The sequence below is a fragment of the Halopenitus persicus genome (assembly GCF_900107205.1).
Lineage (GTDB): Archaea > Halobacteriota > Halobacteria > Halobacteriales > Haloferacaceae > Halopenitus > Halopenitus persicus.
This window is the reverse complement of the sequence record NZ_FNPC01000010.1, coordinates 71,670-95,623: the sequence shown is the minus strand read 5'-3', so window position 1 is coordinate 95,623 and position 23,954 is coordinate 71,670. Positions and strand designations below refer to the sequence as shown.

The following is a 23,954-nucleotide window of genomic DNA, read 5'->3' as shown; positions in this document are numbered from 1 at the left end:
GTTACTGCTGGTAGCCTGAACGCGTGACATTGGTTTGGTTGCGAAGTTCGACAGCAAGACCGAGAACTCCGCCGAGGACGAACAGAACGGCGAGCAGGAACCACTCTCCGTCCAGATACTGTAGTGTCCCGATCACGATGAACCCACCATACACGAGTGGCTGGTAGAGTGGATGGCTTCGAACTCCAGTCACCGTTGACGCCAACAGCATCGGAACGACGATTATCCAGAGAGCGACGGAATACAGCGTCGGGGAGTTGTAGTACACAAACTCGAAATAGGTAGCCGCCACAATGAGGGTAGACATAACCAGCAGTGCCGCCGGACGGATCCGTTTCCGAAGGGTGTGGAGGGCAGTCATCCAGAACTCGATTCGCCGCTTAGATTTATATAGATTGTCTGTATTGACCGCAGATTAGTTGTAGGTTCACCGGCAGAGGATTTCAATAGAGCTGCTTTATTGAAATTCTTAGCAGGTGCTACATTTGCCCCGGCTCGGTTCAGTACAGTCCCATCATGTTGTAACAATACTGAATGCCTTGTTCAAAACTGGAGTAATAACGATAAATCCGATGAAGATTGCAATAACGTAGGAAATAAATTCGACACCAATCGTGACTGGGTCAGCGATCTCGCCCGTGTAGGTATTGTAGAGCGTGAAAATGGTCGCAGCAACTACGGCGTTTGGAAGGTGATCGGAGACCAACTTTCGTAACTCCATAAACGAGATTGTTCGGCGAATCTTCAAATTCGTATCGGTTAGGACCTAGTGCCAGAGAATGTATACGAGTCCTATGTAGCTTCCAACTTTGCACGACGCCCGAAACCAGTCCTCTTGTGAGGATTTCAACAGAGCCAATCTTCCGGCTCTGCTGAAATCCTATTCTTTAGATATGTTCTCAGCTGAAATAGTCGGTTGCTGAAGAGAGCGAATTTATCAGCGTCCTGCTCGTCGCGTTCCTCGTCGAAGAAAATATATGCCGATAAGGACGAGGGTTATAGATAATGAATAAAGTACGTCTCTATTATATATCGTTAGCCGTCTGTGGAGCTATTCTCGGAACGATGGGTCTTTCTAGCGTCGTCTCTGGAAGTATAGCTCTCATCCCAGTACTGCTCTCAATTGGCGGAATCGGAATAATTGTGGGAGTAGTCTACGAGGTATTCATCTCGTCGAACTCCATCGATACCGTCCCTGACGATAGGTTAGTGTGGTTTATGGTCTCTATGGCGGTGATCGGCGTTGTAGCTGGGATTTGGTCTCTGGTCGGATAGTACCAAGCGATAACTTCTCACCGATACTGAACGATTCGTGAGTCCCCTGTATTGACCACAGCCGGGTCAGAACGTGTCCTCTGTTGAGGACTTCAATAGCGCCAATTTTCCCTCTATACCCTTCAATCTTCGTCGGGTTCGTGGTTATTAGTGTAATTTTCGATAGAGAGTCCGACGCCCGTGGGGTATGAGTTTCTTATACGGAGTGCTCCTACAGTAGAGTTATCGAACGTGAACAGTATTCTGTGATACAGTCGTAGAATAGAGATATGATTCCAGGTCTCCGCACAGTACTCGTCGGTCGCTCCCGAAGCCGCTTCCAGTGGACGGTCGACGTACTCATTGCCCTCTTAGTTCTCGTTGGGACGTTCGGGGCGTACGCGCTTGATGTCTTTCAGGTGTCTGGTGGTGTGATTGTCCTGCCGGGGGCGGCGACACTCGTCGGATTCGTCGTCGCCGTTGGTGTCGGCGCTCGACGGAGTGGGTTGCTCGTGGCGTGGGTCAGCCTGTTCGCAGCCTACATCGGATTTCAAGCCGAGTGGGCGTTCTTGGGGCTTTCGAGCCACTCGCTCGGCGGGAAACTCGCGTTCCTCTTTGATCCGGTCGGACTAGCGGTGCTCGGCGTTGCAAGCCTCATCATCGGTACCGTTGGCTTTGCCGTCGGGTCTCTCGGTCGATTGGGTATCGAGCAATTCAGAAACCGAACAGGGTCTCAACAGTCCCATGAGTGAACACGCAGTAACCACTATTGCAGCGGGAGTTTTCGTCGGTATTCTCGGTGTCCTGATCAAGTACGTCGGTGTGATGGAGTTGATCGCTGGATACGACCCTGAGACGGTGACAGATGAGGAAGGTCTAGCTGATTTTATTGGAACGAATGCACTCTACGTGGCCGTTTTGACGATCGGCGTCGGGATACTGGAACTCCGAGCCGCGACTGCCGACAGCGGGTGGTACTGGATCGTGTTCATACTCGCCGTCGCTGCTATCGCTGTCCGGATGATTCGCGGTGCTCGACGTTTTGAATCAACTTGAACAACTCTGTTGAACTCCGAGTAGTCCGATACATTCTATACCGAAACAGTCGTTCGGTGGACATACAGATCTAAGGCTCTGTTGAGATCCTCAGAAAGTGATATGTTATGACCCGGTGAGGGTCAATACGAGGAGAGAGATACTATAGACTACTTTTCAGTCATCCGGACGCTTTATCGGGTCGAACTCTTGCCTGTACGTATGGGGATATTCCAGCGGATGGTGTTTCGTAAGCCAGATGGACGAAGGAAAGGACTCATCTTTGTGTCCTTATCGTCCATCTGCCTCCTTGCGTGGGTGTACACTGGTATCGTACTCAATAGTTCCCACTTCTTCCTCTTTACTGGTCTCGCGCTTGGATTCTCTGGGTTCGCCGAATCGCTGCCCCCGGAGCGACGACGGTCAGCCGGGATACTTCGAATAGTAGCCGTTGGTATTCTCGTTATGTTCCTCGGTCTCCTCGCATCAGTTCCTGAATTACTATTCGAGTAGGGACAGTGCTCGGTTTGGGTAGGTGTCTGAAGTATTTCGGTGGTATTCTGAGACGGTCGGGAGCTCTGTACCTTTCAGTGACCAGTTGTTTCAAGCGAGCATATGTCTCACGAATAGGATTTCAACAGAGCCAGATCAACAAAAAGAGACATCCCCTCGCCGATGATAATTATGTGTATGGACATTCTACGAGGTCTGTACCGACGGCTAGACAATCGAGTACGTGGCCTCTCTCGTGTCTCTTACGCTCTTCTTGTTGGTTTGGTCTCCGCTGTGGGCGTATTCGCTGTGAGACTCCTACTGCCGGGTGATGGAAGTTTTGGACCAGTAGTAATGGGAATCACAATGGCTGTCGTCTACTACGCCTTTGACCCGAATAACAAGAGCTGATGTCAACCGCCTCAGGGTCAAGTGGTTCGAGACGCGGAGCGTCTCGTCATCACGGAAGACTTCGTCTTCCGAACGACCCCGAGGCTTGTCAGTGGAGTCCCGTTCTACCCGAGTAGTTCGGCAGGCGTGAAGTATTACGAGAATCCCCTTACTGGATCTACTGGGATGTCGTTCTGAAGAGCCGGTGATCAATATCCCACGCAAGGGCCAAGCTTAGAAGTACGGCGAGTACACCGAGTAAATTGAATGGTGACCGTTGTGTGAGAGAGAGCGGGATTCCAAACGCGAATAGCGTCCATCGGATTGCCTTTCGGTTGTTTCTGGATCGGTAGTGAGAGATGATTGATGGTACAAGCAAGATGCCACTGATGAGGCCGACTATGACGGGTGTCCGGACAGTTATCTCTTCTACCGATAGTGTCGGGACTTGAGTGACAACGATAGCTCCGACGGCTATGAATACGGTGAGGGCACCGGACCTCAAGAGAGTGGATCTACTTGGTGGCACGTACAAGTAACCGGAAGAATTTCCAACGACATAGAGATTTCCTTGAGGGCCTCTTTCGTACCAAAGTGGTCATATGTGCTGTGTTGAGCGATTCCTCTGTAGGTGTGGCAACTCTTCTTTGATACTCTGAAGTCCACCAAACGCTACGATCTATAGTATAAGACCTGTATAGCTCAAAGTGGGTTTTAATCGTTAGCCGATTTCTGTATCCGTCAGTTCTTATGCTCTCCTGCCGGCAGTATTCCTGTCGGTCCGGTGCCCGCTCCCCACACCCCCTCTCTCCATCCCTGCTCCCCCCTCTTGCTATCGGTGAATCAGATAGAGAACAGATGGATAATGGAGTCTGCGGGCAGATTCCTCAACTGGTGAGTTAGTCTGCGTACGGTGTGGCCAGGATAGATTGTAACTCGTTCACTCTGAGCCTGAATGACGCCGCAACTCATTGAGAAGTGTCGGGAGAATAATCCCGATTCCGAAAAGTGCCCCAAGCTCCAGTAACTCGTTTTCTGCGAATGTTTGAACGAGGTACCATGCTGTGAGCCCGAGAAACATGAACACGAGCGTGATCTTCGTTTCGGGGGCCAACAAGGGATCACGAGTCACGTACCGAACACCCCGCACTGCCTCTACGTGTTATGGCGCCATAGTTCTCTAAACTCTCTTTTTGTCGATCCCACAGAGATGTGAACGCGGTTAAACGCGTGCCGCTTGCAGGCGCTTGCTTCGTGAGGCAACCACGTCCAAGCCTGGGCTGTAATAGTATACCGGCTCCTCGTCTGGCATCTGGAATCCGTGTGCCGAAAGTAGCGTGTTCGTTTGAATCTCGGCGGCGGCAGGGTACAATGTCCACGGTTCGTGTTCCACATCGGTGTATCGGAGGCTCCCATCTTGGGCTTCGGTGTAGAACCGATACCGTTCAACCAGAAACTCTCCGAACGGATCGGTCGGCGCCGAAAATGGCTCGTCGACTGGCCAGTACGTTCCCTCGTACCGGGCGGGACGGGCTCCTGGATGACGACGATGGCTCCTGAATCTGACTCGTCCGTCAGTCCAGGTCAGTGAGATACGTGCGTAGTAGTATGGAAGGTGATGGAAGACACGTGCCCCGAGGACGCTCGTAATCCCTTGTGCATCGAGGCTGAAGAAGTAGACTGCCGGAACGTCGTCGTCGTGAGTGACGTACGTCCTGACGTTGAGTTCCGGGAGTTGGATGCCAAGCGGTTCGGGTACTCCTTTTGGCCGAACGGCGACGTTGGTGAATGGGACGATCGACAGCCACGCTGACCCATCGTGCTCATCGGGTTCTAGTTGATCTGGGAGATGGGCAGTCATCACAGCCGGATCGATTGGCCAGTTCTCGAATAAGAGATGGCGCCAACTCATCTCCAGGGGAACGACCATACATAAATTCCGTAGCGCTGACGCAAATACCTTTGTTGCGGACGAACCAATTACCTACACAGAATACAGAGTTACCGTGGAGCCTCGTTACTTGAGACGGGTTTCAAGCGAGCCAGTTATTCTTTTTTGTGCTGGGGGCGTGTTGTTCAGGATAGTGATGTCGAATGCCAAGTCCTGATAGAACCCGTCTCGCGCTGTTTGTCAGTATCCTCGGTGTCTTTGCCGTCGTGCTCTATGTCGTCTCCGGAACCACCGCGATGAGTCCGATCGCGCTTGCGCCAGCATATATGTTCTCACCGATGATCGCAGGCCTCATTGTTTGTGTCCGCCGGGATATTTCGCTGTCGGCAGTTGGTCTGCGAATCGGCCGTGTTCGATGGCTTGCTGTAGCTGCCGTGGTTGCCCTGCCACTCGTGGGATTGACGCTTCTCATCGCGGTGGCCGTCCCTGGTGTCGGGTTTGATCCGGCTGCCAATCCGACGCCGGGGCTCGGATTGCCGTCGGGAGTGCTTGGTGTGGTGGCGACATTCGGGCTTGTGCTTGGACTCGGGGCGACCGTGAACGCGGTGTTTGCCTTTGGCGAGGAGTTCGGCTGGCGGGGGTATCTGCTGTGGGAGTTGGCTCCGTGGGGGTTCTGGAAAGCCTCAGCTGCTATCGGTGCGCTCTGGGGTGTCTGGCACGCGCCGGTCATCGTTGCCGGCTACAACTATCCTTCGTTCCCCGTAATCGGCGTCGTTGCTATGACGATTGCCTGTCTCTCGTTTTCGCCAGTCTATACGTACCTTGTCATCCGCTCGGAGTCCGTGCTTGCAGCGGCGTTACTCCACGGGGTGTTCAACGGATCTGCCGGTCTCGTTATTGCGTATGCCGTCACGGACAATGCTGTGCTGAGTGAATTAGTCGCCAGCCCGGTCGGGGTTGCCGGTGTTATCGCGTTCGGACTCGCTGCTGTCGGAATCGCGCTGTCCGGAGCCCCGTCGTTGACGCGTGAGTTCGCCCACGACACGGCCAGGTCTGCATAGATTCACGACAAGTGACGGTCGAAGACGGGTACCCGGGACGCGTACTCAGGTATTTGTGATCTGAGAACCGTACGTGTGTATGGAATCGGTTGGCGAGTTCAGCGAGACGTTCTGGAATCGGCATTCGAACCCGAAAAGCGGGTGGAGCCGAATGCTCGTCTTCCCCGTGCTTCTGTATGCCGTGTATCAGCGACGATGGAGAGTCGCCGGTGCTGCTGTCGTCTTCACCGCCCTCAATCCGATTCTGTTCTCCCCGCCGACGGATGACCAGGCGTGGATGACGCGCGTGGTACTGGCCGAACGGTGGTGGACGACAGAGTATGGACAGCCGATCTTTGAGCTGTCCTATCCAAACGTCCTCAACGTCCTCAATATCCCTGTGGCTGGATACGCATTCATCGCTGCATATCGGCAGCGCCCACGTCACACTATGCTCGCAGGTGTTGTTTCGATGGCGCTGAAACTGTGGTATGTCGCGGCACTCGTCCGTCGATACGATGCGGAGAAAGAGAAAACACGAGGCAAATGAGTCATCCGACTGACTGTTTGACCGTCCCCAGAATTATCGTCACAAGCCCCCGTGCTCAGTATATAGTAACAGTCGGCTCTGTTGAAATCCTATTCTTCAGACATATTCTCGCCTGAAACAGCCAGTCGCCGAGAGCTGCTTACTGATACACCCGTTCGAAAACAGATTGTACAGCGATTATGGCAACGACGACAATTGTAAACCTCAACAACAACCCAAAATTCGTCAATGTCCGAAGGGCGACAAGAACAGCAAGGGCTACCACAGCAGAGGCGACCAGCTTCTGATTCTCGTGGGAAACCATATCGCAAATCCAGAGAATCGAGCAAAGTACCTACCGAAAAGTGGTCCCCTGTACTGACCGATCCGTGAGTCCGCTGTGTTGAGCGATTCCTCTATAGGTGTGGCAACTCTTCTATAGCACTCTAAAATCCACCGAACGCTACGATCCACGGTATAAGACTTGAATAGCTCAAAGCGGATTTTAATCGTTAGCCGATTTCTTTATCCGCCGGTTCTCATATGCTCTTGCGGGCAGTATTACAGTCGGCCCGTTGCCCGCATTCCCGACCCCCACGTTTCCCACACTCTCCCCCCTTTTCATCGGTGGTTCACTCGTAGTCGTGACGAGCGTCAACTGCCGCTGTGTTCCCACATATGGCTTATCCTTTTAAGCGAATGACGGTTACCGTCTATATGTCGACTGGACCCCCGTTCACCCCGGATGACTCCGGGGCCGATTGGGATGACTGGCGCGAGAAGACAAGACGGTTAGACTATCCTGGGAGAGACATCCGTACTATATTCCCAGAACAGCCCCGTGGAACTGTCCACGAGCTAAAGTCCCAACCGGCAGACTTTGGAGACTTCAACCCGAATCCGGACGATCCAGACCCAAATGTCTGGCCGCTACAAGGATTTGATCCCGGGTATCCGGCTGACGTGGATGAACTGTTCTTGATCCAGAATTCGTTTCCAGCGCCGCACGTTGCGTGGGTGACCGAGGAGTACCTACAAGCGCGATATGGTTATAATCCGATCCGCCAAGAGATAGACGTAGAAGAACTCCCACCGTGGGCCCGTCCTGAGCGAACTCCGGCAGACGGGACCGTCGAAATCAACGCGACGAATGATTACACCCAACCGGTTTCCCTGACCACAGATCGGAAACAGGCACTACAGCGACTGGCGCACTTATGGAATGGTGACGAAGTGCGTGGCCAGCACTTGTTACTGGACAAGTGTCCTGACTGGATGGCTCTATTTGGAGATCTTGATCAGGGAGATCTGCGGCGATTGGTGGTTGATCCGCAGGCTGACCCTAAGCTCGCTGCAGCCTTTGGTGAATATGACTGGTACGAGCAGGAGCAATCTACCTATCTGAAGCCGGTACGAATCCTGCGGAAGAAAATCTGGTACGCACCGACCCAACGCTGTCGTACCCTGATCAATCGACATTCTGACTTCCCGGAGCTACGTGGTGACCTGAACGAAGGACTAGTTCACCGATTCTCTGTTGGGCTGACAGCACTCCAGGAAGTCTGCCGCGGTCGAAAGGTTGAGACATATTATGATCTCGCTGGCTACAAAGTTGATATTCTCAGCCAGGATGAAGACGATCAATTATATGCCGGTGAGGTGATGACTGGTCATCATAACTGGAAGCTCCATCGGCGAACGTATGAGAAATTACGCGACTTGAGCAGACGAGGAGTCATTCCGTATGTGGTGTTTGATTCGCGGAAAACCGCATACCGCATCTTCAATCACTGGCACAAGAAGGGTCTTGGTCAACTCCCACGCGGTCCCTTCAACTCTGACTTCAAAATTGCTGATGGTCAAAAACAAATCCGACAGGCGTATCAAGCCCAGGAGCACGACTGGGCTGTTTCGGATTGGGAGACAACTACCACGCTGTGGCGGAACACGCTCGGCCGGGATGGCCCTGGAATTGATGCTGATCGCGTAACCTCAATTTCCTGGTAATTCTACTTCCGCACGTTTCGTTCTACCCTCTGAATGGGGTCTATAGTATGTATTATACTGGTTTTCAGGAAGCTCTGCGTTCCACTATATTCGGGGGGTACACCCCATTCCGCACTTGGTTTCAACTCCGGAAGATGCTCCCTCTCACCGGTTCTATCAGTAATAGTTCACAATATTTGTATTAAGAATTCCTCAACAATGGGTGACAGAGGTGGAATTGGGTTGTTATAATTATAGTGTGTTTTCTATAGATCTCCACGATGGCGCGGTGATAACAACTTCTAAGTAGAAAGTCGATTTGTTGGTCATATTTCTTCCCCGTTCAACTCGTTATTTCGGGCTTGTTTAGTCCAACTGGTGCTTGTTGGTAGTTGGTATAACCTATTAGTTTAACTACTCAGTATAACCTGTTAGTCTAACTATTCAGTATAACTTGTTAGTCTAACTTTTAAAAGTGTCTGGGTCTTATTCGTGTCTATGCTCACGTATACTACGTACTCCGAGGCGGGGGGAGTCGGGAAGACGACCCTCACGGCGAACCTAGCCGACGCCCATACCCAACAAGGGCGAGATGTACTTGTTATCGACCTGGATCCACAGCAAGGATCGCTGACGTACCTACTTGGCATCCCAGCATCCCGTGATGATGGTGAAGCTGATAATATCGCTCGGCACCTCATTGATCGCCCGAAAGGTGAGTTCAGTGATCTGATCCAAGACACTCCGTATGACTTCGATGTCATCCCATCACACGATATGCTTGAGAACTTGCCACAACTGCTCACGAAGGCGCAGGAAATAGCCGAGGATCTCGATGAGGAGTTTGCTCCGAACGATCAACTACGGCAAGTCCTTTCTGCTGCCGGTATCCCGGACAAGTACGATACGGTTATTGTAGATCCACCGGCAACAGCTGGACCCCAGTTGTATAACGCTGTGTCAGCAACACGCTCGTTGGTACTTCCTGTGGAACCAACAGGGAAAGGGATACAATCAGTTGAGGGCCTTGAGGATATGGTAGTGAATCTTGAAGATACGCTCGGTTTCAACGTAGGCATTCTTGCAGTTGTTCCGAATGGGATTGGTAGCACATCCAACCAAGAACAGTATCTTGCCGAGATTCAGGACCTCGGGTACGACGCACCTGTCGCGCTACGTGATCGGTCCTCTCTCTTTGAGGGGTGCTGGGATCAACAATGTACTGCGTTTTACTACGTCGGTTATCACCGATCTGGGCGGCGCGACTACGAGGTCGAGACATTAGATAAACTACGTGACCTTGCAGCACACATCGAAGAGGTGGGAGATCAATGACGGACGGAATGAAATCAGGAGCAGGCAGTGACCCGTTTGCTACTGATACCGACGACGACGAAAAGCAATCAAAAGAATCCGAAGAACCGAATGAAGATGTGGGTGGGACAGCCGGTTCGTCTCCGCAGCCGAACGTCGGTACTGACTCTTCGCCTGATCAAGAACTACAGCCGACTTCAACGGAAGAGAGTGTGGAAGATCTACCCTATATCTTCGACCGATCGAGCGTCAAAAGTGAGCGGAAAGCAACTCAGTACTTTCTACGCGAGGAGACACAAGCAACTGAGAAAGATGCCTTACGAGCCGTTGAACAGGAGCTTGGGTCCGATGTCTCTCTTATTGATCTTCGAGAGGCTTTGGTTCGAGTTGGGGCTGAACATCTCGATGAAGTTGCTGATGAACTCCGCGAGTGGGGCTACCGATTCCGCGAAGAGTAGAAGAGACAATTAGCACGAAGATTACAGAGTGATTCACTAGAGCGACTCTATTGAAATCCTCAGCAGTTGGAGTCTTCCACACATTCAATTACCCAGTATAGGGGGCTCATAGATCGCTCACTACAGGGTTCACGGCTACTCTCGAGCTTCCCAAAGCGCAATCAAGACTGCCGCAAGACCGATCCCAGTTTTTTCCCATCCCATAAACCACGAAGTGGCTACCAACGACACAACGACGACTACAAGTCCTATCCAAGAAATTTGTCTGCTTGGCGTCTCCAGTCGGTTACTCATACTTCTGCGTCAGGTCGCCGGTAGTATTTTGACGGCGTGAACGCATTCGTTCACATGGGGCCATCAGAATATCAGCGTCCGGGAGCGATCTTAACCCGGCAACAACGCGACTATCTCCGAGGGAACGTTGACAAGTCAGGTGATGCTGACCGAGCGTTCCGGTACAAAATCAGGAAACGGCTCCGGGCCGCTATCCACGATCTATCACTCATCTATGAGCAAATGCCAACACGCGAACTTCGAACAACGTTTGAAGACGAGCACAGACCAGAGAAACCTGGAGATGATCCTATACCTGGGTATGCTCCGCGGGATACGTACGGGATGGTAGGGCATGGGTATGAAGACGAGCTAGGAATTCCACGTGAAGGTGATCTTGCCTCTGGCTTCCCTGGTGGAAAAAGTATTATTGAAGCTACTCTTGAACATCTTGTCGAATCTAATCCTGACCATTCGAAAGCGAACCCGGCGATGCAGCGGTCATTACGTGATTCTGTTGCGTGCCTGTGTAGGGCAGCTACTGCCGCACAGATCCGGCCTGAACTTGTCCTTGAAGAGGGATACAATACGTTCCTGCAAGATTATGAACAGATGGACTGGGTAGGGTATGTTCGGAGAGACACTGAAGGCACAAAGTATGGTGAAGCACTGGAAATAATCCGATCACCGGGGAAAATCAATTTGAAAAGACAGCATATCCGAGCTATTAAACAGCGTGGAAGAACAGTAGAGGATTTGGTGGAGCGGTATGATTAACTCTGGTTTCATCTGGGCTAAACCAAATTTGGTTCTGTGAACGACAGTACTGATCGCTATCCGTCGTTGACTTCTGCACTTTGGTCAAGCTCTTTCGCCCCACCTTTGCTTGGCGTTTCCATCTTCATCGGTCGTTGTAGCTCCCTTATCTGCAATCTGGATGAATTTGGCGTCGCCATCATCTCCCGTTTCTGTACACTCATACGTCACTCCTAGTGCGGGACGAGCAATATCCTAACGCTTGGGAAACTGCGCCGTTAACGGCGCAGAAGATGTCATCGCATCGCTTTCTGATAGTCTACTGCTATCTGGTCGTCATCATCTTCAACATATTCCATTGTCTGCTCAATACGAGCATGACCGGCGATTCTTCTCACCTGATGAAGACCCAATGACTCACAATCGTTCACCCAGTGTGAAATTGCAGATCGTCGGATGCGATGGGTGGTTACAAACCACTCTTTGACTTCGTCATCTGGATCAGGATTAGGTGGGCGTAGCGGTCGCTGGACCTCTGCGTTCCGAGCTGCTTTCTTGACGACATCATTGATCTGGGGACCAGACATCTCATCGTTATGAGTTGTGACGAGGATATTCCCAGAATCCGGCATAGCTTCTGCCGAAAATGCGTGCCGGATTCTTTCACACCACCGTTTTAACTGGAACCTGAACTCCTCTGGGAAGTACACATCACGGCGAATCAATCCGCTGTTTTCTTTCACGCTTAATTTTGCGCTCCTAACATCAATACTGCATTCTTCCCAGTCGATATTCTCAATCTTTAGGCGCGACAGTTCCACACTACGACATCCGGTATACCAGTTTAGCCGGACTGCGATCTCGTTTCGAAGCTTTGCTTGAGGCGTTTTCCCCGGGACGGCATCAAACAGAGACTCCACCTGTTCCGGCTTGAGTGCTAGGACCTCACTCGTACCTTCCCGCAATTCATCACTATTGCTCGCAGTGAGGTCATGCTGGATCTTGTACTCGGCTTTATTTTCATAGATGTTATAATCATCCTTCAGATCAATCGTATTACTATCCTCACAAGGATGTCCATTAACGAGCTCAAGCTGATCGTCTCTGGCGTCATTCGCAACGATGCTGTAAAACGATTGTACTGACCGATAGTACGAACCAACAGTCGTATCGGCCAGATTAGAATTCAATTGGATATACCCTCTGACATCCTCGGTAGTGGCAGCAAGGGGGTCGATGTCGTTCGATTCGCAGAAGGCTAACCAGTATCGTACTTCACGCCGACGTGTATTGACCGTCGAATCCTTTGTCCGGTCTTTTTGCTCCCGTAAGCTTTCGAGGTACCGTCCGAGTAGCTCTTCCATTTCCCCCGAAATCTGTTTGTCTGCGGGACTCGCGTACTGGCCTTTGTCGTTTCTCATAGCCGCATCCAGTGACGGGTACCATCAATGATCGCGCTGTGCACGTTCTCTGTCGTGCTGTTTTCGAGATAACAGAGTGCCTCTTTGACGAGGTATGTTGGTTCCCTTATTTCGGATGAGAGCCTTTGAGCACTCCCATCAATAGAGAGATGGGAGATTTCTTGGCGTGCTTCCATTATGTACAAAATAAATTCTCGTGGACTTCGTTCACCAATCCCACCCATACCTTCGAGTACATCGTTGGGAATATCATTAGGGTATGTCGGAAGGCGGGGGAGAAGATCCATAGCGAGTTCTTCTATGTCTTCGTCCTCTCCCTCGTCTGCTTGAGTCACAGAGATCGTATCGATCTTGTTTTCAACAGAGGTCACGGAGCGTTGGAGATCATCGATTTGATCCAGAAGTGGTGAGAGATCAACGTCGGCCTGGCCAGTATTCCCAGAGAGATTATTGATCGCTTTCTTTGGGATATACTCGTCATTAATCTCCTTGTCGACCGCACGACGAACGAGTGATGAAAGATTTTCATCATCATTCAAACTGTCCAGCCACTCCTCTTTCTTACTGGAAGTGACTCTCACGTTGAGTTTGACCTTCTTGTGAGCCCCGTCTGGCATACCGGCGGCTACACGGACTTACTAAATAAACGCTGGGGACACATTGTGGTCCCTATTCGCCGAACATCTGGCGCATCATCGGGTGCATCTCCATCAGCTGCTCCTCGGCGATCTCCTCGTAGAGCTTGTAGGTGATCGAGACCGCAAGCAGCAGCCCGGTTCCGGAGACGCCGCCGACGGTGCCGAGCATGTTCGCCATCACGGCCAGCAGCCCGACGAGCGCGCCGCCGATGACGGTGACCTGCGGAATGTACCGCTCCATCACCTTTTCGACGACCTGCGGGTTGCGGCGGAACCCGGGGATCTGCATCCCGGAGTTCTGGATCTGCTGGGCGGTCGCCTCCGGGCCCATCCCGGTGGTCTCCACCCAGAAGATGGCGAAGATCGCGCCGCCGACGATCATGAACGTCAGGTCGATCGCGATCCGGATCGCGATCATCCACGGCTCCGCGGCCGTCTCGCCGAGGAACCACATCCACTGTTGGGGCTGTTGGATCGGGTTGACGTAGTAGAAGAACCCGGAGACGGGTTGGCCCTGATCGCCGTAGACGCCCAGCCAGGCGGGCATCCCCTGCCACGTCCGGTTGAGGATCTGCCCGAGGAACTGGACGTTCGCCTGCAGCGCGCGAACGAGGATCATCGGAAGGACGGACGCGTAGATGAGCTTCACCGGGAAGCGACCCCGGGCCCCCTTCACGCGAGCGTGCGAGAGGGGGATCTCCACCCGGACCGACTCCGCGTACACGACCACGACGAAGATGAACACCGTGGTGAACAGCGCGAGGAGGTTCCCGGGCTCGAAGAGGAGACTCTGGAGTCCGTCGGCGGTGAACACCGACCCGATCGTCAGATCCCCGAAGAGGATCCCGTACCAGCCGGCGAAGAAGCCGACCTGGCCGACCGCCGACCAGCTGAAGAACCCGCCGACGATCTGCTGGCTGACCGCGGCGATGATGAACAGGCCCACGCCGGACCCGACGCCCCACTTGCTGACGATCTCGTCCATGAACAGGATGAGCACGCCGCCGACGAACACCTGCGCGAAGATGATCAGCTGCACGGCGAACGTGCTGACCCCGAGCGCGCTCGCGACCGTCGTGTCGACCGGCAGGAAGTTGCCCGTAAAGACCATCGGCGCGGCCGTCAGGGCCGTCACGATGATCACGAGCAGCTTCTGGAGGCCCTGATAGAGGACCTGGTCGCGGGGGTCGTTCGTGTCGAGGCCGAGCAGGTTCGCGCCGCCCAGCAGCTGCAGGACGATCGACGCCGTGACGATCGGCCCGATGCCGACCTGCAGCAGCGACCCGTGTTCGCCGGCCAGTATCGACCGGAACTGGCCGAAGAAGTCGCTGCTCTGGCCGGCCATCAACCCGAACGGGTTGATGTTGGTGAGGAAGAAGTACACCATCAGGATCGCGGCCGTCCACGCCAGCTTCCGCTTGAACGGGACGTGGCCCTCCGGACGCCGGACCGTCGGCATCCGCGTGAGCACTGGTTCGGCGGCGTCCTTCCAGCTCATGGTTACGCGTCGTCGTCCTCGGCGTCGGATGTGTCTTCTGATTCGGCTTCCGCGGCGCGCTCGGAGAGGACGGCCTCGCCGCCCGCCTCCTCGATCAACTCGCGCGCGCCGGCGGTGAAGGCGTCGGCCGTCACGCGGAGCTGCCCGCGGACCTGGCCGCCGCCGAGCACCTTGACGACGTCCGCCTCGTGACCGTCCTCGGCCACGTCACGCGCGTCGATGACGACCGTGTCGCCGTCCTCCTCGGCGAGGCCGTCCGCGACGTACAGCGCCGCGTCCTCGTCGAGCTTCTGGACGGTGACCTCTCGGACGTCGTCCTGCGCGCCGTCGGGACGCTTGAAGCCGTACTTCCCGAGCGGCTCGTAGTTGTGATACTCGTGTTTCGACCGTCCCGCCGCGCCGCGGCCGCCACGGTGGCCGGCGCCGCGCCGGTTCTTGTGGGTGCCGCCGCCGTGGGTTCGGGACCCGCGCTGGCGGTTCTTCTTGTCCGTCATCGCATCGCCTCCAGCAGCGAATCGATCTCCTCGGTGGAATGGCGTCCGAGTTCGCCGCCCTCGATCACCGGGTGTTTGACGCCGTCGTGGCCGCCCCGCGGCGGGTGCAGCCGAACGGCCGGCGAGAGACCCTGATCGCGCAGCGTCGTCTCCTCGGCGATGAGCGCGTCGGCGAGCGACTCGACGTCGTCGTAGTCGGTGTGCTCGGCGACCCACTCGTCGTCGACGTCCGCGGAGCCCTCGAGGGGCTCGCCGCGTCGTTCGATCGTCTCGGCGACCGCCTCGTGGCTCGGCTCGCCGAACGCGACGAAGTCGTTGACCTTGGTGATCATTCCGCTGTACGCGTCGGTCTCCGGGACGAACGTGGCGTGGTTGACGCGACCGATGTTGAGCATCTCGAGGGTGTCCTTCACCTCGTAGTTCATGTTCACGTCGCCACGCAGTTGCACGATCGCCTGCATCACTCGCTCACCTCGTCGTAGTGGACCTCGCGTGCGTGCTGGGGGGTTCGCGACTGCGCCGCGTTCTCCAGCGCGTTGAACGTCGCCTTCGCGAGGTTGACCGTCGTTCGCGTGTTGCCGTTCGAGCTCGTCCAGGCGTCCTGGACGCCCGCCAGCTCGAGGATGTGTCGAACCGTCGGCGCGGCGGCGAGCCCGAGCCCCTGCGGGGCGGGCTTGATCTCGACGGTGACCGAGCCGGCCTTCCCCTCGGCACGTCGCGTCAGGGAGTTCGTGCCGCCGGGCTGGTCCTCCCACGAGCCCGAGCCGCGGTCGACCTTGATCACGTTCAGCTTCGCGACCTCGATCGCCTTCTGGATCGCGCCGCCGACCTGTTCGTCGCGGGCCTGCGCGTACCCGAGATAGCCGTCGCGGTTCCCCACGACGACGACACATCGGAACTTCACGCGGCGCCCCGAGTCGGTCATCCGCTGTACCATGTTGATGTCGAGGACCTCGTCCTCCAGCCCCGGCAGGAGCTGGTCGACGAGTTCGGGTTCCTTGAGCGGGAGCCCGGACTGCAGCGCCTGCTCCATCGAGGAAACCTCGCCCTCCTGTACCTTGCGGCCGAGCCGCGTTCGCGGTTCCCAGCCGTCGTTGTTTCTACTCATAGTCCTCCTGGATCGTGGCGAGCACGTCGTCGAAGTGCTCGGGTAGTTCGGCCGCGTCGAAGTCCCCGCTGTAGAGCGGCTCCTCGAGCTGCTCGGCGTACTCGGCGATGTGCTCGCCGCGATTGCGCGACCAGTCGGCCAGCACGCTCTCGCTGTGGGGGATCTCCAGTCCCGCGTCGATCGCTCCTTCCTGTACTGCGAACACCTTGTTGCCGGGCGTCGCCGTGTTGAGACCGATGTCGAGAACGGCTTCCTCGAAGCCGTCCGCGACGGCGCGTCCGCCGAGGAGGTATCCCGTGAGGTACGCGCTGGGAAGGTTCCCCGTCGGAGCCTCCCAGCCGTACGCATCGAGATCCTCGCTCGAGGACGCGACGTGAGTCTCATCGCCGTTCGGTCCGGGGGTAACCAGCTGCGCCCTGACGTGAGCGTTGCTCACCCGGGCGACCAGGCGAGGCTTGCCCGATTTCAGCAGGCGCAACCTCTGGTGGTAATCCGTCCGAACCTCGCGACGACGGCGCATCGGCACCGTGTATCGTGGTCCTGTTGCCATCAGTCGCTCACCTCGTATCCGTACTGCGTTTCGATGTACGCCTCGAGCCGAGCGACGTCGTCGAAGTCGCCGCCGCTGGCCTTGTTATACAGCGTCCGGTACTCCGAGGGATCGAGGACCTCCTCCTCGTCCCGGAGCTCCTTGAGACGTGCGCGCTGTGCGCGGATGCGCGCCATCCAGTCGTCCTTGTCGCTTTTGCGAGCGCCGGATTTGCCCTTGCGGGAACCGGCACCGGTCCGGTGACCGTACGAGCGCTTCTCGTCGCGCTCGCGGGCCCGGCCGCGGGAGTTGGACTTGGCGTCCGTGGCGCGGATCGTGCCCTGGTCGATCAGGTCACGAACGTCCTCGCGCGTGATCGCGTCCGCGATCTCCTCCTGTGCCTCGGGGTCGAACCAGACGCGGCCCTTCCCGACGTCGAGTTCGTCGGCGGCGAGCCGCTTCTGTGCGCTCAGATCCGTCATTCTTCGACCTCCACTTCGACGTAGGTCGGGTTGAGCACGCGGATCTCCTCCTGCTCGGCGACCTCCTCGATCCGCTCACGCTTGCGCGCGCCGACGGAGCCGGCGATGCGGACCGCCTGGGTGTCGCCGTCGACGCCCTCGAGGTCGTCCGTGTTGTGCACGCGGACCTCCTCGAAGCCGCTCGGGTGCAGGCCACGGGCCGCGGTCGGCGAGCGGAAGCCCGCCTCGACGGTGTCGCCCTTGCCCTTGATCCCGCGGCGCTGCTTCGAGAGGTTGCCGCGCGGTTTCCGCCAGGAGGTGGGAACGCGCTTCTTCTTGTGGTAGTCCTGTCGGTTGAACTGCGGTTTGCCCTCGCGGTGCTTCTGCGCCAGCGAGCGCGCCGTCTCGTCGTCGAGATCCGGCGTCTTGTCGGCGTGACCGCGGGGCTGCAGCTCGGTCTCGACGTCGGCTTCGGCCTCCTCGGCCGATTCCTCGTCGGTTTCCTCCTCGATCTCGGCTTCCGTCTCCGAGTCGACCTCGAGCCCGCCGACGTCGGCTTTGATACGCGCGGCGAGCGCGTTGCCGACGCCGTCGACCTCGGCCAGCTCGGACTGGGAAGCGGCCTTCACGTCCTCGACCGTCTCGTAGCCGGCCGCGCGAAGCGCGTCCGCCTTCGAGGGGCCGACGCCGCTGATGTCCTCGAGTTCGTCTGCCATTTAGACGCCACCTGCCTTGGGTTTCTCGACGATGTACACGCCGTCCTGGAAGACGCGCGTGTCCTTGTCGGAAACGCGGGTTAGCTGTTCGATGTCGGCGGCGGTCTGTCCGACGTCCTCCTTGGAGGGGCCGGAGAGCGTGATCTCCTCGCCGTCGACCTGTACGTCCGTGTCGCCGCGGACCGGCGTCCGTCGGGCCGCCTTCTCACCGAGGAAGTTCTCGATGACCACGTCGTCGCCCTCCACCGTGACCTGCATCGGGAAGTGGGCGTAGAAGACCTCCATCTTGTACTCCCAGCCCTCGGTCACGCCGTGGATCATGTTGGCGACGTGGCTCTCGAAGGTGCCGACGGTCGCGTTCGTCTTCGCGTCCTCGGCGTCGGCCGCGATGACGACCGCGCCGTCATCGACCGTGACCTCGACGTCGGGGTACCAAAGGCGGCGCGTGACGCTGCCGTTCGGTCCCTCGACCGTGAGGTCGAGATGGTCGATCTCCGCGGAGACGTCGTCCGGAATGTCGATTTCGACTCTGTTCATAGTTTCAGTATACGTATGCGATCACTTGGCCACCGATGCCCTGGTCGCGGGCCTCGTAGTGGCTCATCACGCCGTGGCTCGTCGTCACGATGAGTGCCCCGTAGTCACGGGCGGGGAGGAATCGCTTCTCCCACTTCTCGAACTCGTCGGCGCCCGCCGAGTAGCGGGGCTTGACGACGCCACATTCGTTGATCGCGCCTTTCAGTTCGACCTCGAAGCGTCCCGACTTGCCGTCGTCGACGAACTCGAACTCGTCGACGTACCCGCGGTCGTAAAAGACCTCGAGGACGGAGCCGATGACGTTGGAGGCGGGCTCTACCGTGTACGACAGATGCCCGACGCGCTCGGCGTTGTCGAGTCCGGCCAGCGCGTCGGAGAGTGGATCGTTGCCTGCCATCGTTAGCTGTACTTCCTGAATCCCATGTCTCGGGCGACCTCGCGGAAACACTGTCGGCAGAGGTTGATGTCGTACTTCCCGACGAGCCCCTGCTTGCGGCCGCAGCGGCGGCACTCGACCTGTTGGGTCGTGCGCTTGGCGGCGTGTTCGCCCGTTTCCTGTTCGGTTTCTGTCTCTGTCTCGCTCATTCTTCGACCTCCACCTCGAAGGTGGACTCGAGGAACTCCCGCGCGTCGGCGGGCGTCATCTGGTGTGACGACGGGATCGATCGCGTGACCGTGTCCCGCTTGGCGACGCGGTAGCCCGGGCGCACGATCGTCACCGTCACGTCGAGCCCGTAGATGCCGACGTTCGGGTCGTACTCCTGACTCGGGAAGTCGGTGTGGTCGTCGACCCCGAAGCTCAGGTTGCCGCGGTCGTCGAACTGCGAGCTCGAGAGCTCGGTCAGCTCGAGCGCGGTCTCGAGGAACGCCTCGGCGTCCTCGCCGCGGAGCGTCACCTTGGTGCCGATCGGGTCGCCCTGGCGGATGTCGAACTCGCCGACCGTCCGCTTTGCCGTCGTGCGGACTGACTGCTGGTCGGTGATCGCCTCGATGATGTCCTCCGCGTCAGCGAGGGGTTCACCGCCCTCGCCGACGCCCATGTGGACGACGACCTTCTCGATGTAGGGTTCCCGCATCTCCTGTGCGGCGCTCATTCCCCGTCACCTCCGGTGAAGTTCTCGTCGATGACGACGACGTACTCCTCGACCGTCTCGTAGGCGTCGTCGTCGGTCGCGACGGTCACGGCGTTGTCGCCGGACCCGAGCGTCACGTCGATCGTCTCGATCGTGCCGATCTGGCCGGCGTGCTGGCCGGCGACCGCGGTCACGAGCGCGCCCTCCTCGTAGCCGAAGTGGGCGACGATCTCCTTCGACTCGTTGTCGACGACGATCGAGTCCTTCGGGCTGTACTGGCCGGCGTCCTCGGCGTCGAGGTGCAGCGTCGTGCCGTCGTGCAGCGTGAGCTGGATGTCGCCCCCGTTCACCGTCGTCTTGGAGACGATCTTGCCGAGGCGGCTGTCCGCCGCGTCCGCGTCGATCGGCGTCAGCGCGAGCCGACCCCCCTCGTCGGGGAAGACGCGGTAGTACTCCTCGCGTTCGGCGAACGCCAGGATGTCGAACATCCCGATCGGCCGCTCCTCGTCGGAGACGGCGTCGCCGTTCACCAACACGGAATCCTGATTGAGCGCGTAGCGCGCCTCCTTGCGGGTGTCCACGTACTCGAGGACGTCCCGCAACAGGATCAAAAGCGGCACGCCGGACTCGCCGTGCGGGCCGGCGCCCGCCTTGACGGTGAACGTGTCCGTCTTGCGTTCGACCGGCCAGGAGTTCGGTACTGCCAGTCGTTTCTGATGGTTCGTCATTCGTTATCCTCCCGGAGCCGCGCCTCGCGGCGGTCGTCCTCCAGGTTCAGGTCCGTCACGCGGACGTTGCTCGCCGGAAGCGGGCGAGGAACCTCCTCGCCGTCGGACTTCTCGACGGTGACGTCCTCGACCGTGATGGTCTCGGCGCGGAGGTCGACGTCGACGACCTCTCCCTCCTCGCCGGCGTGATCGCCGCGCAGGATCTCGACCGTATCGCCCGCGTTGACGCGGACGTTCCGCTGGTCGTACTCCGCGCGAAGCTCGTCGGTGAGCGTCGCCCGAACCCGTCGCTGCCGCTCGTGGAGCGGGGCGTTCTCCGTCTGGTTTCGTTGTTTGCGTGGCTGTCGCGTCATGGTTAGACGATCATCGTCGCGGTGGACGCGATGCTGCCGAAGCGCTCGGCGACCTCGCGGGCGATGGGGCCTTTGATCTCCGTGCCCCGCGGCTCCTCGAGGTCGTCGATGACGACGGCGGCGTTGTCCTCGAAGCGGACGCGGGTGCCGTTGGGTCGGCGGATCGCCTTCCGCTGTCGGACGACCACCGCCTCGAGCACCTGGCGTCGCATCTCCGGGGTCCCCTTCGTGACCGAGACGGTCACCTTGTCGCCGATCCCCGCTTTGGGGTGGCGGTTCTTCGTGCCGGAGTACCCCTGCACGCTGATGACCTTGAGCTCGCGCGCTCCCGTGTTGTCGGCACACGTGATGAGCGAGCCCTTCTCGAGTCCCTGCGTGACGTCGGCTTTCAGCGCCTCCATCAGGCATCACCGTCCAGCACTTCGACGACGACGTGGGATTTGGTCTTCGAGAGGGGTCGCGTCTCCGCGATCGTTACTTCGTCACCGACTTCGAGGGGATCGAGCACGCCCGGCACGTGGGCCGGGATGCGCGAGCGACGCTTCATGTACCGATCGTATTTCGGCACGAAGACGTCGTATTCCCGCTCGACGATGACGGTCTTTGTCATGTCCGTCGACACGACCGTTCCCTCACGGGTCTGGCCGCGGACGGACAGCTGTCCGTAGAACGGACACTTCTCGTAGTCGTACTCCTCCGGGTTGTCAGGTTCCGGAGGCATTGGGACGTCAATTCCTATCGCCATACTGAGACACCTCGTTCGGTGCGTTCGGCGGGTCGTGAGAGCAGTGTATCGCCATCCACCGTAACGTAGACCACGTCCTCGCACTCGCCGAGGGAGCGGCTCGCCGCCCCGTCGCCGGCGGGGGACTCCCCCGCGGCGGCCGGGTCGGACGGACGGGACTGACGGGGGCGGACCCCCGCAGTATCCGGTCCGAGTTCGAACGTGGACCCCGGGACCTTGCGGTCGCCGGCGGCTTCATCTGTGGGCGCATCGTCCGGCGTCGCGGACCGCGACCGGGCGTCGCCGGACGGGCCGACGCGCGGTCGATCGACGATTCCGAATTCGAAGGTCGTTCCGGACTTGGGAACGCGCTTGTCGCCCGAGGCCGTGCGAACGCTGAGGGTTCGCTGGCTCTCGTCGACGACACGACCCGCGAGGCCGACGCTGTCGGCGTTGCGGGCGTCGGCCACCCGGACCGGGAGGCCGACGAGTTCGTGTCGCGTGAGGGTTTCGGGCGTGAGCATCGTCGATCGTTTCGTTGTGGTTTCGTGTGTGTTCGGGTCGCTACTCGTCGAGGTCGCCTTCCTCGCCCTGGATCGTCTTGATCCGGGCGATCGTCCGCTTCAGCTCGCCGACGCGGCCCGGGCTCTCGGGCATCCCGCCGGCGGCCTGCTGGGCCTTCAGGTTGAGCAGCTCGGTCTCGAGCTCCTCGAGCTCGACCTCGCGTTCGGCCGCGGTCATGTCGCGGATCTCGTCGGGGTAGAGGATCGCCATCGTTAGGCCTCCTCCTCGTCGTCAGCGGTCGTTTCCTCGGCGTCCGACTCCGCATCGGACTCCTCGGACTCCGCCGCGGACTCCATCTCGTCGACGAGCGCCTCGGCTTCCGCCTCGACGTCCTCGTCGAGCTCTTCGACGTCCTCGTCGGGAGTTGCCGTGTCGACCGGCTCCGCGGGCGCCGTGTCGGTCGCCTCGGCGGAGGTCTCCTGGGTCTCCTCGATGACCTCCTCGACGATCTCCTCGTCGAGGTCCTCCTCGGCGCCCTCCTCGACGCCCTCAGGTTCGCCGGTCGGAACCTCGACGTCCTCGTCGGCCCCGACGTCCGGGATCTCCTCGGGTTCCTCCTCGAGGAGGGACTCGACGCCCTCCTCCTCGACGGTCTGTTCGACCTCCGGCGCCTCGACGTCCTCGCGGACGCCGAAGTCGTCGGGCAGCTCCGCGCCCGGGGGAATGATCTTGACGGTCACGCCGATCGTCCCGAGCTTCATCACGGCGACGCCCTGTCCCTCGTCGACGACGTCCTCGGCGGGCTCGCCGTTGTGTTTGATGTAGCCGCGGTTGAACTTCTCCACGCGCGAGCGCGCTCCGGTGACCTTGCCGGACAGGACGATCTCGGCGCCGAGCGCGCCGGATTCCATGATCCGGTCGATCGTCGTGTGGCCGGCCTTCCGGAAGTACCAGCCGCGCTCGAGGGCGTTCGCGAGGCGGTCGGCGACGATCCGGGCGTTGAGGTCCGGCTCGTCGACCTCCTGGACGTCGATCTGCGGGTCGTCCATGTCGAACCGATCCTCGAGCGTCGAGGTGATCTTTCGGATGTTCTTGCCGCCCTTGCCGATGACCATTCCGGGCTTCTCGGCTTTGAGGACGATCTGGGTACCCATCGGCGTCTTGGCGATGTCCATCCCGCCGTAGCCGGCACGACCGAGCTCGTCCGCGAAGAACTCGTCGATCTGGGCCCGCTGTAGGCCGTTCTCGATGAATTGATGTTCGTCTGCCATTATTCGGTGTCCTCCGCGGCCGCCTCGGCCTCCTCGATGATGAGCTCGACGTCACAGAGCGTCGTGTTCCACGGCGAGGCACGGCCGAACGCACGGGGCTGGCGCCCCGGCCGCTCGCCGACCTTGTGGGGCGCGACGTGCGTGACGACCATTTGGTCGCCCTCGAAGCCCTGCTCGGTCGCGTTGTTCTTGACGTTCTCCAGGAGCTTGAGGAAGTCCTTGGAGGCCTTCTCCGGGTAGCGCCCGGCGTCCCAGCCGTCGATGTCGGAGCGGTGCCCGACGCCGCTGTTGTGCTGGCGGAACGGGACCGACTGCTCCTCGTCGATGACGGCCTGCAGGTACGTCTCGGCCTCCGAGACGGTCTTCCCCTTGATCTCACGGGAGATCGCCTTGCTGTGCTTCAGGCTGATCGGCCGCTCGCGGAGCATCCCCTTGGCGGTTGTCTCCGGGTCGGCCTCGATGCTGTAGTTGATTCCCATGG

General features: G+C 58.3%; 34 protein-coding genes. 10 read left to right on the top strand and 24 right to left on the bottom strand.

Annotated elements, in window-relative coordinates:
* Position 1 precedes the first annotated feature (1 nt).
* Positions 2 to 361: a hypothetical protein gene (locus BLV25_RS14245; protein ID WP_092734505.1), complete on the bottom strand. Its 360-nt coding sequence runs from the start codon at positions 359 to 361 to the stop codon at positions 2 to 4.
* A 153-nt stretch (positions 362 to 514) separates the two neighbouring features.
* The gene (locus BLV25_RS14240; protein WP_092734501.1) at positions 515 to 721 is read right to left on the bottom strand and encodes a hypothetical protein; all 207 of its coding nucleotides are present in this window, start codon (positions 719 to 721) and stop codon (positions 515 to 517) included.
* 284 nt (positions 722 to 1,005) lie between these two features.
* Between BLV25_RS14240 and BLV25_RS14235 the strand changes: the two genes are divergently transcribed.
* The 4 genes from BLV25_RS14235 (at position 1,006) to BLV25_RS14220 (ending at position 2,802) form a co-directional block, all read left to right on the top strand.
* Positions 1,006 to 1,275, top strand: coding sequence for a hypothetical protein (locus BLV25_RS14235; RefSeq protein ID WP_245710137.1), 270 nt, complete (start codon positions 1,006 to 1,008; stop codon positions 1,273 to 1,275).
* 269 nt (positions 1,276 to 1,544) lie between these two features.
* Positions 1,545 to 2,006 carry a hypothetical protein gene (locus BLV25_RS14230; protein ID WP_092734498.1) on the top strand — a complete coding sequence of 154 codons (462 nt, stop codon included), beginning with the start codon at positions 1,545 to 1,547 and terminating at the stop codon, positions 2,004 to 2,006.
* A complete protein-coding gene (locus tag BLV25_RS14225; protein WP_092734495.1) occupies positions 1,999 to 2,310 on the top strand; it encodes a DUF3784 domain-containing protein in 312 nt (103 codons plus the stop codon). Before BLV25_RS14230 ends, BLV25_RS14225 begins: the two co-directional genes overlap by 8 nt.
* A 201-nt stretch (positions 2,311 to 2,511) precedes the next feature.
* Complete coding sequence (locus BLV25_RS14220; RefSeq protein ID WP_092734492.1) at positions 2,512 to 2,802, top strand: hypothetical protein; 291 nt, start codon at positions 2,512 to 2,514, stop codon at positions 2,800 to 2,802.
* 1,591 nt (positions 2,803 to 4,393) lie between these two features.
* Here BLV25_RS14220 and BLV25_RS14205 read toward each other — a convergent pair.
* Positions 4,394 to 5,101: a YqjF family protein gene (locus BLV25_RS14205; RefSeq protein ID WP_092734489.1), complete on the bottom strand. Its 708-nt coding sequence runs from the start codon at positions 5,099 to 5,101 to the stop codon at positions 4,394 to 4,396.
* Between the two features lie 164 nt (positions 5,102 to 5,265).
* On the opposite strand from BLV25_RS14205, the gene BLV25_RS14200 reads away from it, so the two are divergent.
* The 6 genes from BLV25_RS14200 to BLV25_RS16965 all read left to right on the top strand — a co-directional run bounded on the left by BLV25_RS14200 (position 5,266) and on the right by BLV25_RS16965 (position 11,439).
* Positions 5,266 to 6,123, top strand: coding sequence for a CPBP family intramembrane glutamic endopeptidase (locus BLV25_RS14200; RefSeq protein WP_092734486.1), 858 nt, complete (start codon positions 5,266 to 5,268; stop codon positions 6,121 to 6,123).
* Positions 6,124 to 6,202: 79 nt separating this feature from the next.
* Positions 6,203 to 6,652, top strand: a complete 450-nt coding sequence (locus BLV25_RS14195; protein WP_092734483.1) for a DUF6653 family protein — start codon at positions 6,203 to 6,205, stop codon at positions 6,650 to 6,652.
* A gap of 696 nt (positions 6,653 to 7,348) precedes the next feature.
* Positions 7,349 to 8,638 carry a hypothetical protein gene (locus BLV25_RS16975; protein WP_143114466.1) on the top strand — a complete coding sequence of 430 codons (1,290 nt, stop codon included), beginning with the start codon at positions 7,349 to 7,351 and terminating at the stop codon, positions 8,636 to 8,638.
* A gap of 477 nt (positions 8,639 to 9,115) precedes the next feature.
* The gene (locus BLV25_RS14185; protein ID WP_092734477.1) at positions 9,116 to 9,952 is read left to right on the top strand and encodes a ParA family protein; all 837 of its coding nucleotides are present in this window, start codon (positions 9,116 to 9,118) and stop codon (positions 9,950 to 9,952) included.
* Positions 9,949 to 10,389, top strand: coding sequence for a hypothetical protein (locus BLV25_RS16970; protein WP_143114465.1), 441 nt, complete (start codon positions 9,949 to 9,951; stop codon positions 10,387 to 10,389). Before BLV25_RS14185 ends, BLV25_RS16970 begins: the two co-directional genes overlap by 4 nt.
* 516 nt (positions 10,390 to 10,905) lie before the next feature.
* Positions 10,906 to 11,439, top strand: a complete 534-nt coding sequence (locus BLV25_RS16965) for a hypothetical protein (RefSeq protein WP_143040839.1) — start codon at positions 10,906 to 10,908, stop codon at positions 11,437 to 11,439.
* Positions 11,440 to 11,714: 275 nt separating this feature from the next.
* Here the strand turns inward: BLV25_RS16965 and BLV25_RS14175 are convergent, their stop codons facing one another.
* The 21 genes from BLV25_RS14175 to BLV25_RS14075 are packed head-to-tail and all read right to left on the bottom strand — an operon-like array spanning position 11,715 to position 23,952.
* Entirely contained in the window at positions 11,715 to 12,839 is a 1,125-nt protein-coding gene (locus tag BLV25_RS14175) for a tyrosine-type recombinase/integrase (RefSeq protein WP_092734471.1), read from the bottom strand.
* On the bottom strand, positions 12,836 to 13,456 hold the full coding sequence (locus tag BLV25_RS16960) for a hypothetical protein (RefSeq protein ID WP_143114464.1): 621 nt from the start codon (positions 13,454 to 13,456) through the stop codon (positions 12,836 to 12,838). The genes BLV25_RS14175 and BLV25_RS16960 overlap by 4 nt, the downstream gene beginning before the upstream one ends.
* A gap of 52 nt (positions 13,457 to 13,508) precedes the next feature.
* The gene (secY, locus tag BLV25_RS14165) at positions 13,509 to 14,975 is read right to left on the bottom strand and encodes a preprotein translocase subunit SecY (RefSeq protein ID WP_092734464.1); all 1,467 of its coding nucleotides are present in this window, start codon (positions 14,973 to 14,975) and stop codon (positions 13,509 to 13,511) included.
* 2 nt (positions 14,976 to 14,977) lie between these two features.
* The gene (locus tag BLV25_RS14160) at positions 14,978 to 15,469 is read right to left on the bottom strand and encodes an uL15m family ribosomal protein (RefSeq protein ID WP_021074738.1); all 492 of its coding nucleotides are present in this window, start codon (positions 15,467 to 15,469) and stop codon (positions 14,978 to 14,980) included.
* Positions 15,466 to 15,930 carry a 50S ribosomal protein L30 gene (locus BLV25_RS14155; RefSeq protein ID WP_021074739.1) on the bottom strand — a complete coding sequence of 155 codons (465 nt, stop codon included), beginning with the start codon at positions 15,928 to 15,930 and terminating at the stop codon, positions 15,466 to 15,468. The genes BLV25_RS14160 and BLV25_RS14155 overlap by 4 nt, the downstream gene beginning before the upstream one ends.
* Positions 15,930 to 16,577, bottom strand: a complete 648-nt coding sequence (locus tag BLV25_RS14150; RefSeq protein WP_021074740.1) for a 30S ribosomal protein S5 — start codon at positions 16,575 to 16,577, stop codon at positions 15,930 to 15,932. Before BLV25_RS14150 ends, BLV25_RS14155 begins: the two co-directional genes overlap by 1 nt.
* Entirely contained in the window at positions 16,570 to 17,127 is a 558-nt protein-coding gene (locus tag BLV25_RS14145; protein WP_092734461.1) for a 50S ribosomal protein L18, read from the bottom strand. The genes BLV25_RS14150 and BLV25_RS14145 overlap by 8 nt, the downstream gene beginning before the upstream one ends.
* Positions 17,127 to 17,588 carry a 50S ribosomal protein L19e gene (locus BLV25_RS14140; RefSeq protein ID WP_021074742.1) on the bottom strand — a complete coding sequence of 154 codons (462 nt, stop codon included), beginning with the start codon at positions 17,586 to 17,588 and terminating at the stop codon, positions 17,127 to 17,129. The genes BLV25_RS14145 and BLV25_RS14140 overlap by 1 nt, the downstream gene beginning before the upstream one ends.
* Positions 17,585 to 18,283 carry a 50S ribosomal protein L32e gene (locus BLV25_RS14135; RefSeq protein WP_021074743.1) on the bottom strand — a complete coding sequence of 233 codons (699 nt, stop codon included), beginning with the start codon at positions 18,281 to 18,283 and terminating at the stop codon, positions 17,585 to 17,587. The genes BLV25_RS14140 and BLV25_RS14135 overlap by 4 nt, the downstream gene beginning before the upstream one ends.
* Complete coding sequence (locus tag BLV25_RS14130; protein ID WP_092734458.1) at positions 18,284 to 18,820, bottom strand: 50S ribosomal protein L6; 537 nt, start codon at positions 18,818 to 18,820, stop codon at positions 18,284 to 18,286. It lies immediately after the preceding gene.
* A 4-nt stretch (positions 18,821 to 18,824) separates the two neighbouring features.
* Positions 18,825 to 19,217 carry a 30S ribosomal protein S8 gene (locus BLV25_RS14125; RefSeq protein ID WP_021074745.1) on the bottom strand — a complete coding sequence of 131 codons (393 nt, stop codon included), beginning with the start codon at positions 19,215 to 19,217 and terminating at the stop codon, positions 18,825 to 18,827.
* A 2-nt stretch (positions 19,218 to 19,219) separates the two neighbouring features.
* A complete protein-coding gene (locus tag BLV25_RS14120; protein WP_021074746.1) occupies positions 19,220 to 19,405 on the bottom strand; it encodes a 30S ribosomal protein S14 in 186 nt (61 codons plus the stop codon).
* Positions 19,402 to 19,914: a 50S ribosomal protein L5 gene (locus BLV25_RS14115; RefSeq protein WP_021074747.1), complete on the bottom strand. Its 513-nt coding sequence runs from the start codon at positions 19,912 to 19,914 to the stop codon at positions 19,402 to 19,404. Before BLV25_RS14115 ends, BLV25_RS14120 begins: the two co-directional genes overlap by 4 nt.
* The gene (locus BLV25_RS14110) at positions 19,911 to 20,621 is read right to left on the bottom strand and encodes a 30S ribosomal protein S4e (RefSeq protein ID WP_092734455.1); all 711 of its coding nucleotides are present in this window, start codon (positions 20,619 to 20,621) and stop codon (positions 19,911 to 19,913) included. Before BLV25_RS14110 ends, BLV25_RS14115 begins: the two co-directional genes overlap by 4 nt.
* A complete protein-coding gene (rplX, locus tag BLV25_RS14105) occupies positions 20,618 to 20,974 on the bottom strand; it encodes a 50S ribosomal protein L24 (protein ID WP_021074749.1) in 357 nt (118 codons plus the stop codon). Before rplX ends, BLV25_RS14110 begins: the two co-directional genes overlap by 4 nt.
* Positions 20,975 to 20,976: 2 nt before the next feature.
* Positions 20,977 to 21,375 (bottom strand): 50S ribosomal protein L14, encoded by a 399-nt coding sequence (locus tag BLV25_RS14100; RefSeq protein WP_021074750.1) that lies wholly within the window; start codon positions 21,373 to 21,375, stop codon positions 20,977 to 20,979.
* Positions 21,375 to 21,719, bottom strand: a complete 345-nt coding sequence (locus tag BLV25_RS14095) for a 30S ribosomal protein S17 (protein ID WP_039401920.1) — start codon at positions 21,717 to 21,719, stop codon at positions 21,375 to 21,377. Before BLV25_RS14095 ends, BLV25_RS14100 begins: the two co-directional genes overlap by 1 nt.
* Positions 21,710 to 22,222, bottom strand: a complete 513-nt coding sequence (locus BLV25_RS14090; protein ID WP_021074752.1) for a ribonuclease P protein component 1 — start codon at positions 22,220 to 22,222, stop codon at positions 21,710 to 21,712. Before BLV25_RS14090 ends, BLV25_RS14095 begins: the two co-directional genes overlap by 10 nt.
* 40 nt (positions 22,223 to 22,262) lie before the next feature.
* On the bottom strand, positions 22,263 to 22,472 hold the full coding sequence (rpmC, locus tag BLV25_RS14085) for a 50S ribosomal protein L29 (RefSeq protein ID WP_021074753.1): 210 nt from the start codon (positions 22,470 to 22,472) through the stop codon (positions 22,263 to 22,265).
* A 2-nt stretch (positions 22,473 to 22,474) separates the two neighbouring features.
* Positions 22,475 to 23,473: a 30S ribosomal protein S3 gene (locus tag BLV25_RS14080; RefSeq protein WP_021074754.1), complete on the bottom strand. Its 999-nt coding sequence runs from the start codon at positions 23,471 to 23,473 to the stop codon at positions 22,475 to 22,477.
* Complete coding sequence (locus BLV25_RS14075; protein ID WP_021074755.1) at positions 23,473 to 23,952, bottom strand: 50S ribosomal protein L22; 480 nt, start codon at positions 23,950 to 23,952, stop codon at positions 23,473 to 23,475. Before BLV25_RS14075 ends, BLV25_RS14080 begins: the two co-directional genes overlap by 1 nt.
* Positions 23,953 to 23,954 lie beyond the last annotated feature (2 nt).

Coding starts and splice junctions, on each gene's coding strand:
- BLV25_RS14160 (WP_021074738.1), bottom strand. CDS start 15,469: ATGACGGACAAGAAGAACCGCCAGCGCGGGTCCCGAACCCACGGCGGC.
- BLV25_RS14135 (WP_021074743.1), bottom strand. CDS start 18,283: ATGGCAGACGAACTCGAGGACATCAGCGGCGTCGGCCCCTCGAAGGCG.
- BLV25_RS14205 (WP_092734489.1), bottom strand. CDS start 5,101: ATGGTCGTTCCCCTGGAGATGAGTTGGCGCCATCTCTTATTCGAGAAC.
- BLV25_RS14110 (WP_092734455.1), bottom strand. CDS start 20,621: ATGACGAACCATCAGAAACGACTGGCAGTACCGAACTCCTGGCCGGTC.
- BLV25_RS14100 (WP_021074750.1), bottom strand. CDS start 21,375: ATGGAGGCGCTGAAAGCCGACGTCACGCAGGGACTCGAGAAGGGCTCG.
- BLV25_RS14140 (WP_021074742.1), bottom strand. CDS start 17,588: ATGACGGATCTGAGCGCACAGAAGCGGCTCGCCGCCGACGAACTCGAC.
- BLV25_RS14245 (WP_092734505.1), bottom strand. CDS start 361: ATGACTGCCCTCCACACCCTTCGGAAACGGATCCGTCCGGCGGCACTG.
- BLV25_RS16965 (WP_143040839.1), top strand. CDS start 10,906: ATGCCAACACGCGAACTTCGAACAACGTTTGAAGACGAGCACAGACCA.
- BLV25_RS16960 (WP_143114464.1), bottom strand. CDS start 13,456: ATGCCAGACGGGGCTCACAAGAAGGTCAAACTCAACGTGAGAGTCACT.
- BLV25_RS14115 (WP_021074747.1), bottom strand. CDS start 19,914: ATGAGCGCCGCACAGGAGATGCGGGAACCCTACATCGAGAAGGTCGTC.
- BLV25_RS14080 (WP_021074754.1), bottom strand. CDS start 23,473: ATGGCAGACGAACATCAATTCATCGAGAACGGCCTACAGCGGGCCCAG.
- BLV25_RS14220 (WP_092734492.1), top strand. CDS start 2,512: ATGGGGATATTCCAGCGGATGGTGTTTCGTAAGCCAGATGGACGAAGG.
- BLV25_RS14145 (WP_092734461.1), bottom strand. CDS start 17,127: ATGGCAACAGGACCACGATACACGGTGCCGATGCGCCGTCGTCGCGAG.
- BLV25_RS14090 (WP_021074752.1), bottom strand. CDS start 22,222: ATGCTCACGCCCGAAACCCTCACGCGACACGAACTCGTCGGCCTCCCG.
- rplX (WP_021074749.1), bottom strand. CDS start 20,974: ATGACGCGACAGCCACGCAAACAACGAAACCAGACGGAGAACGCCCCG.
- rpmC (WP_021074753.1), bottom strand. CDS start 22,472: ATGGCGATCCTCTACCCCGACGAGATCCGCGACATGACCGCGGCCGAA.
- BLV25_RS14155 (WP_021074739.1), bottom strand. CDS start 15,930: ATGCAGGCGATCGTGCAACTGCGTGGCGACGTGAACATGAACTACGAG.
- secY (WP_092734464.1), bottom strand. CDS start 14,975: ATGAGCTGGAAGGACGCCGCCGAACCAGTGCTCACGCGGATGCCGACG.
- BLV25_RS14235 (WP_245710137.1), top strand. CDS start 1,006: ATGAATAAAGTACGTCTCTATTATATATCGTTAGCCGTCTGTGGAGCT.
- BLV25_RS14120 (WP_021074746.1), bottom strand. CDS start 19,405: ATGAGCGAGACAGAGACAGAAACCGAACAGGAAACGGGCGAACACGCC.
- BLV25_RS16970 (WP_143114465.1), top strand. CDS start 9,949: ATGACGGACGGAATGAAATCAGGAGCAGGCAGTGACCCGTTTGCTACT.
- BLV25_RS16975 (WP_143114466.1), top strand. CDS start 7,349: ATGTCGACTGGACCCCCGTTCACCCCGGATGACTCCGGGGCCGATTGG.
- BLV25_RS14195 (WP_092734483.1), top strand. CDS start 6,203: ATGGAATCGGTTGGCGAGTTCAGCGAGACGTTCTGGAATCGGCATTCG.
- BLV25_RS14175 (WP_092734471.1), bottom strand. CDS start 12,839: ATGAGAAACGACAAAGGCCAGTACGCGAGTCCCGCAGACAAACAGATT.
- BLV25_RS14130 (WP_092734458.1), bottom strand. CDS start 18,820: ATGAACAGAGTCGAAATCGACATTCCGGACGACGTCTCCGCGGAGATC.
- BLV25_RS14225 (WP_092734495.1), top strand. CDS start 1,999: ATGAGTGAACACGCAGTAACCACTATTGCAGCGGGAGTTTTCGTCGGT.
- BLV25_RS14200 (WP_092734486.1), top strand. CDS start 5,266: ATGCCAAGTCCTGATAGAACCCGTCTCGCGCTGTTTGTCAGTATCCTC.
- BLV25_RS14150 (WP_021074740.1), bottom strand. CDS start 16,577: ATGAGTAGAAACAACGACGGCTGGGAACCGCGAACGCGGCTCGGCCGC.
- BLV25_RS14125 (WP_021074745.1), bottom strand. CDS start 19,217: ATGGCAGGCAACGATCCACTCTCCGACGCGCTGGCCGGACTCGACAAC.
- BLV25_RS14185 (WP_092734477.1), top strand. CDS start 9,116: ATGCTCACGTATACTACGTACTCCGAGGCGGGGGGAGTCGGGAAGACG.
- BLV25_RS14075 (WP_021074755.1), bottom strand. CDS start 23,952: ATGGGAATCAACTACAGCATCGAGGCCGACCCGGAGACAACCGCCAAG.
- BLV25_RS14240 (WP_092734501.1), bottom strand. CDS start 721: ATGGAGTTACGAAAGTTGGTCTCCGATCACCTTCCAAACGCCGTAGTT.
- BLV25_RS14095 (WP_039401920.1), bottom strand. CDS start 21,719: ATGGCGATAGGAATTGACGTCCCAATGCCTCCGGAACCTGACAACCCG.
- BLV25_RS14230 (WP_092734498.1), top strand. CDS start 1,545: ATGATTCCAGGTCTCCGCACAGTACTCGTCGGTCGCTCCCGAAGCCGC.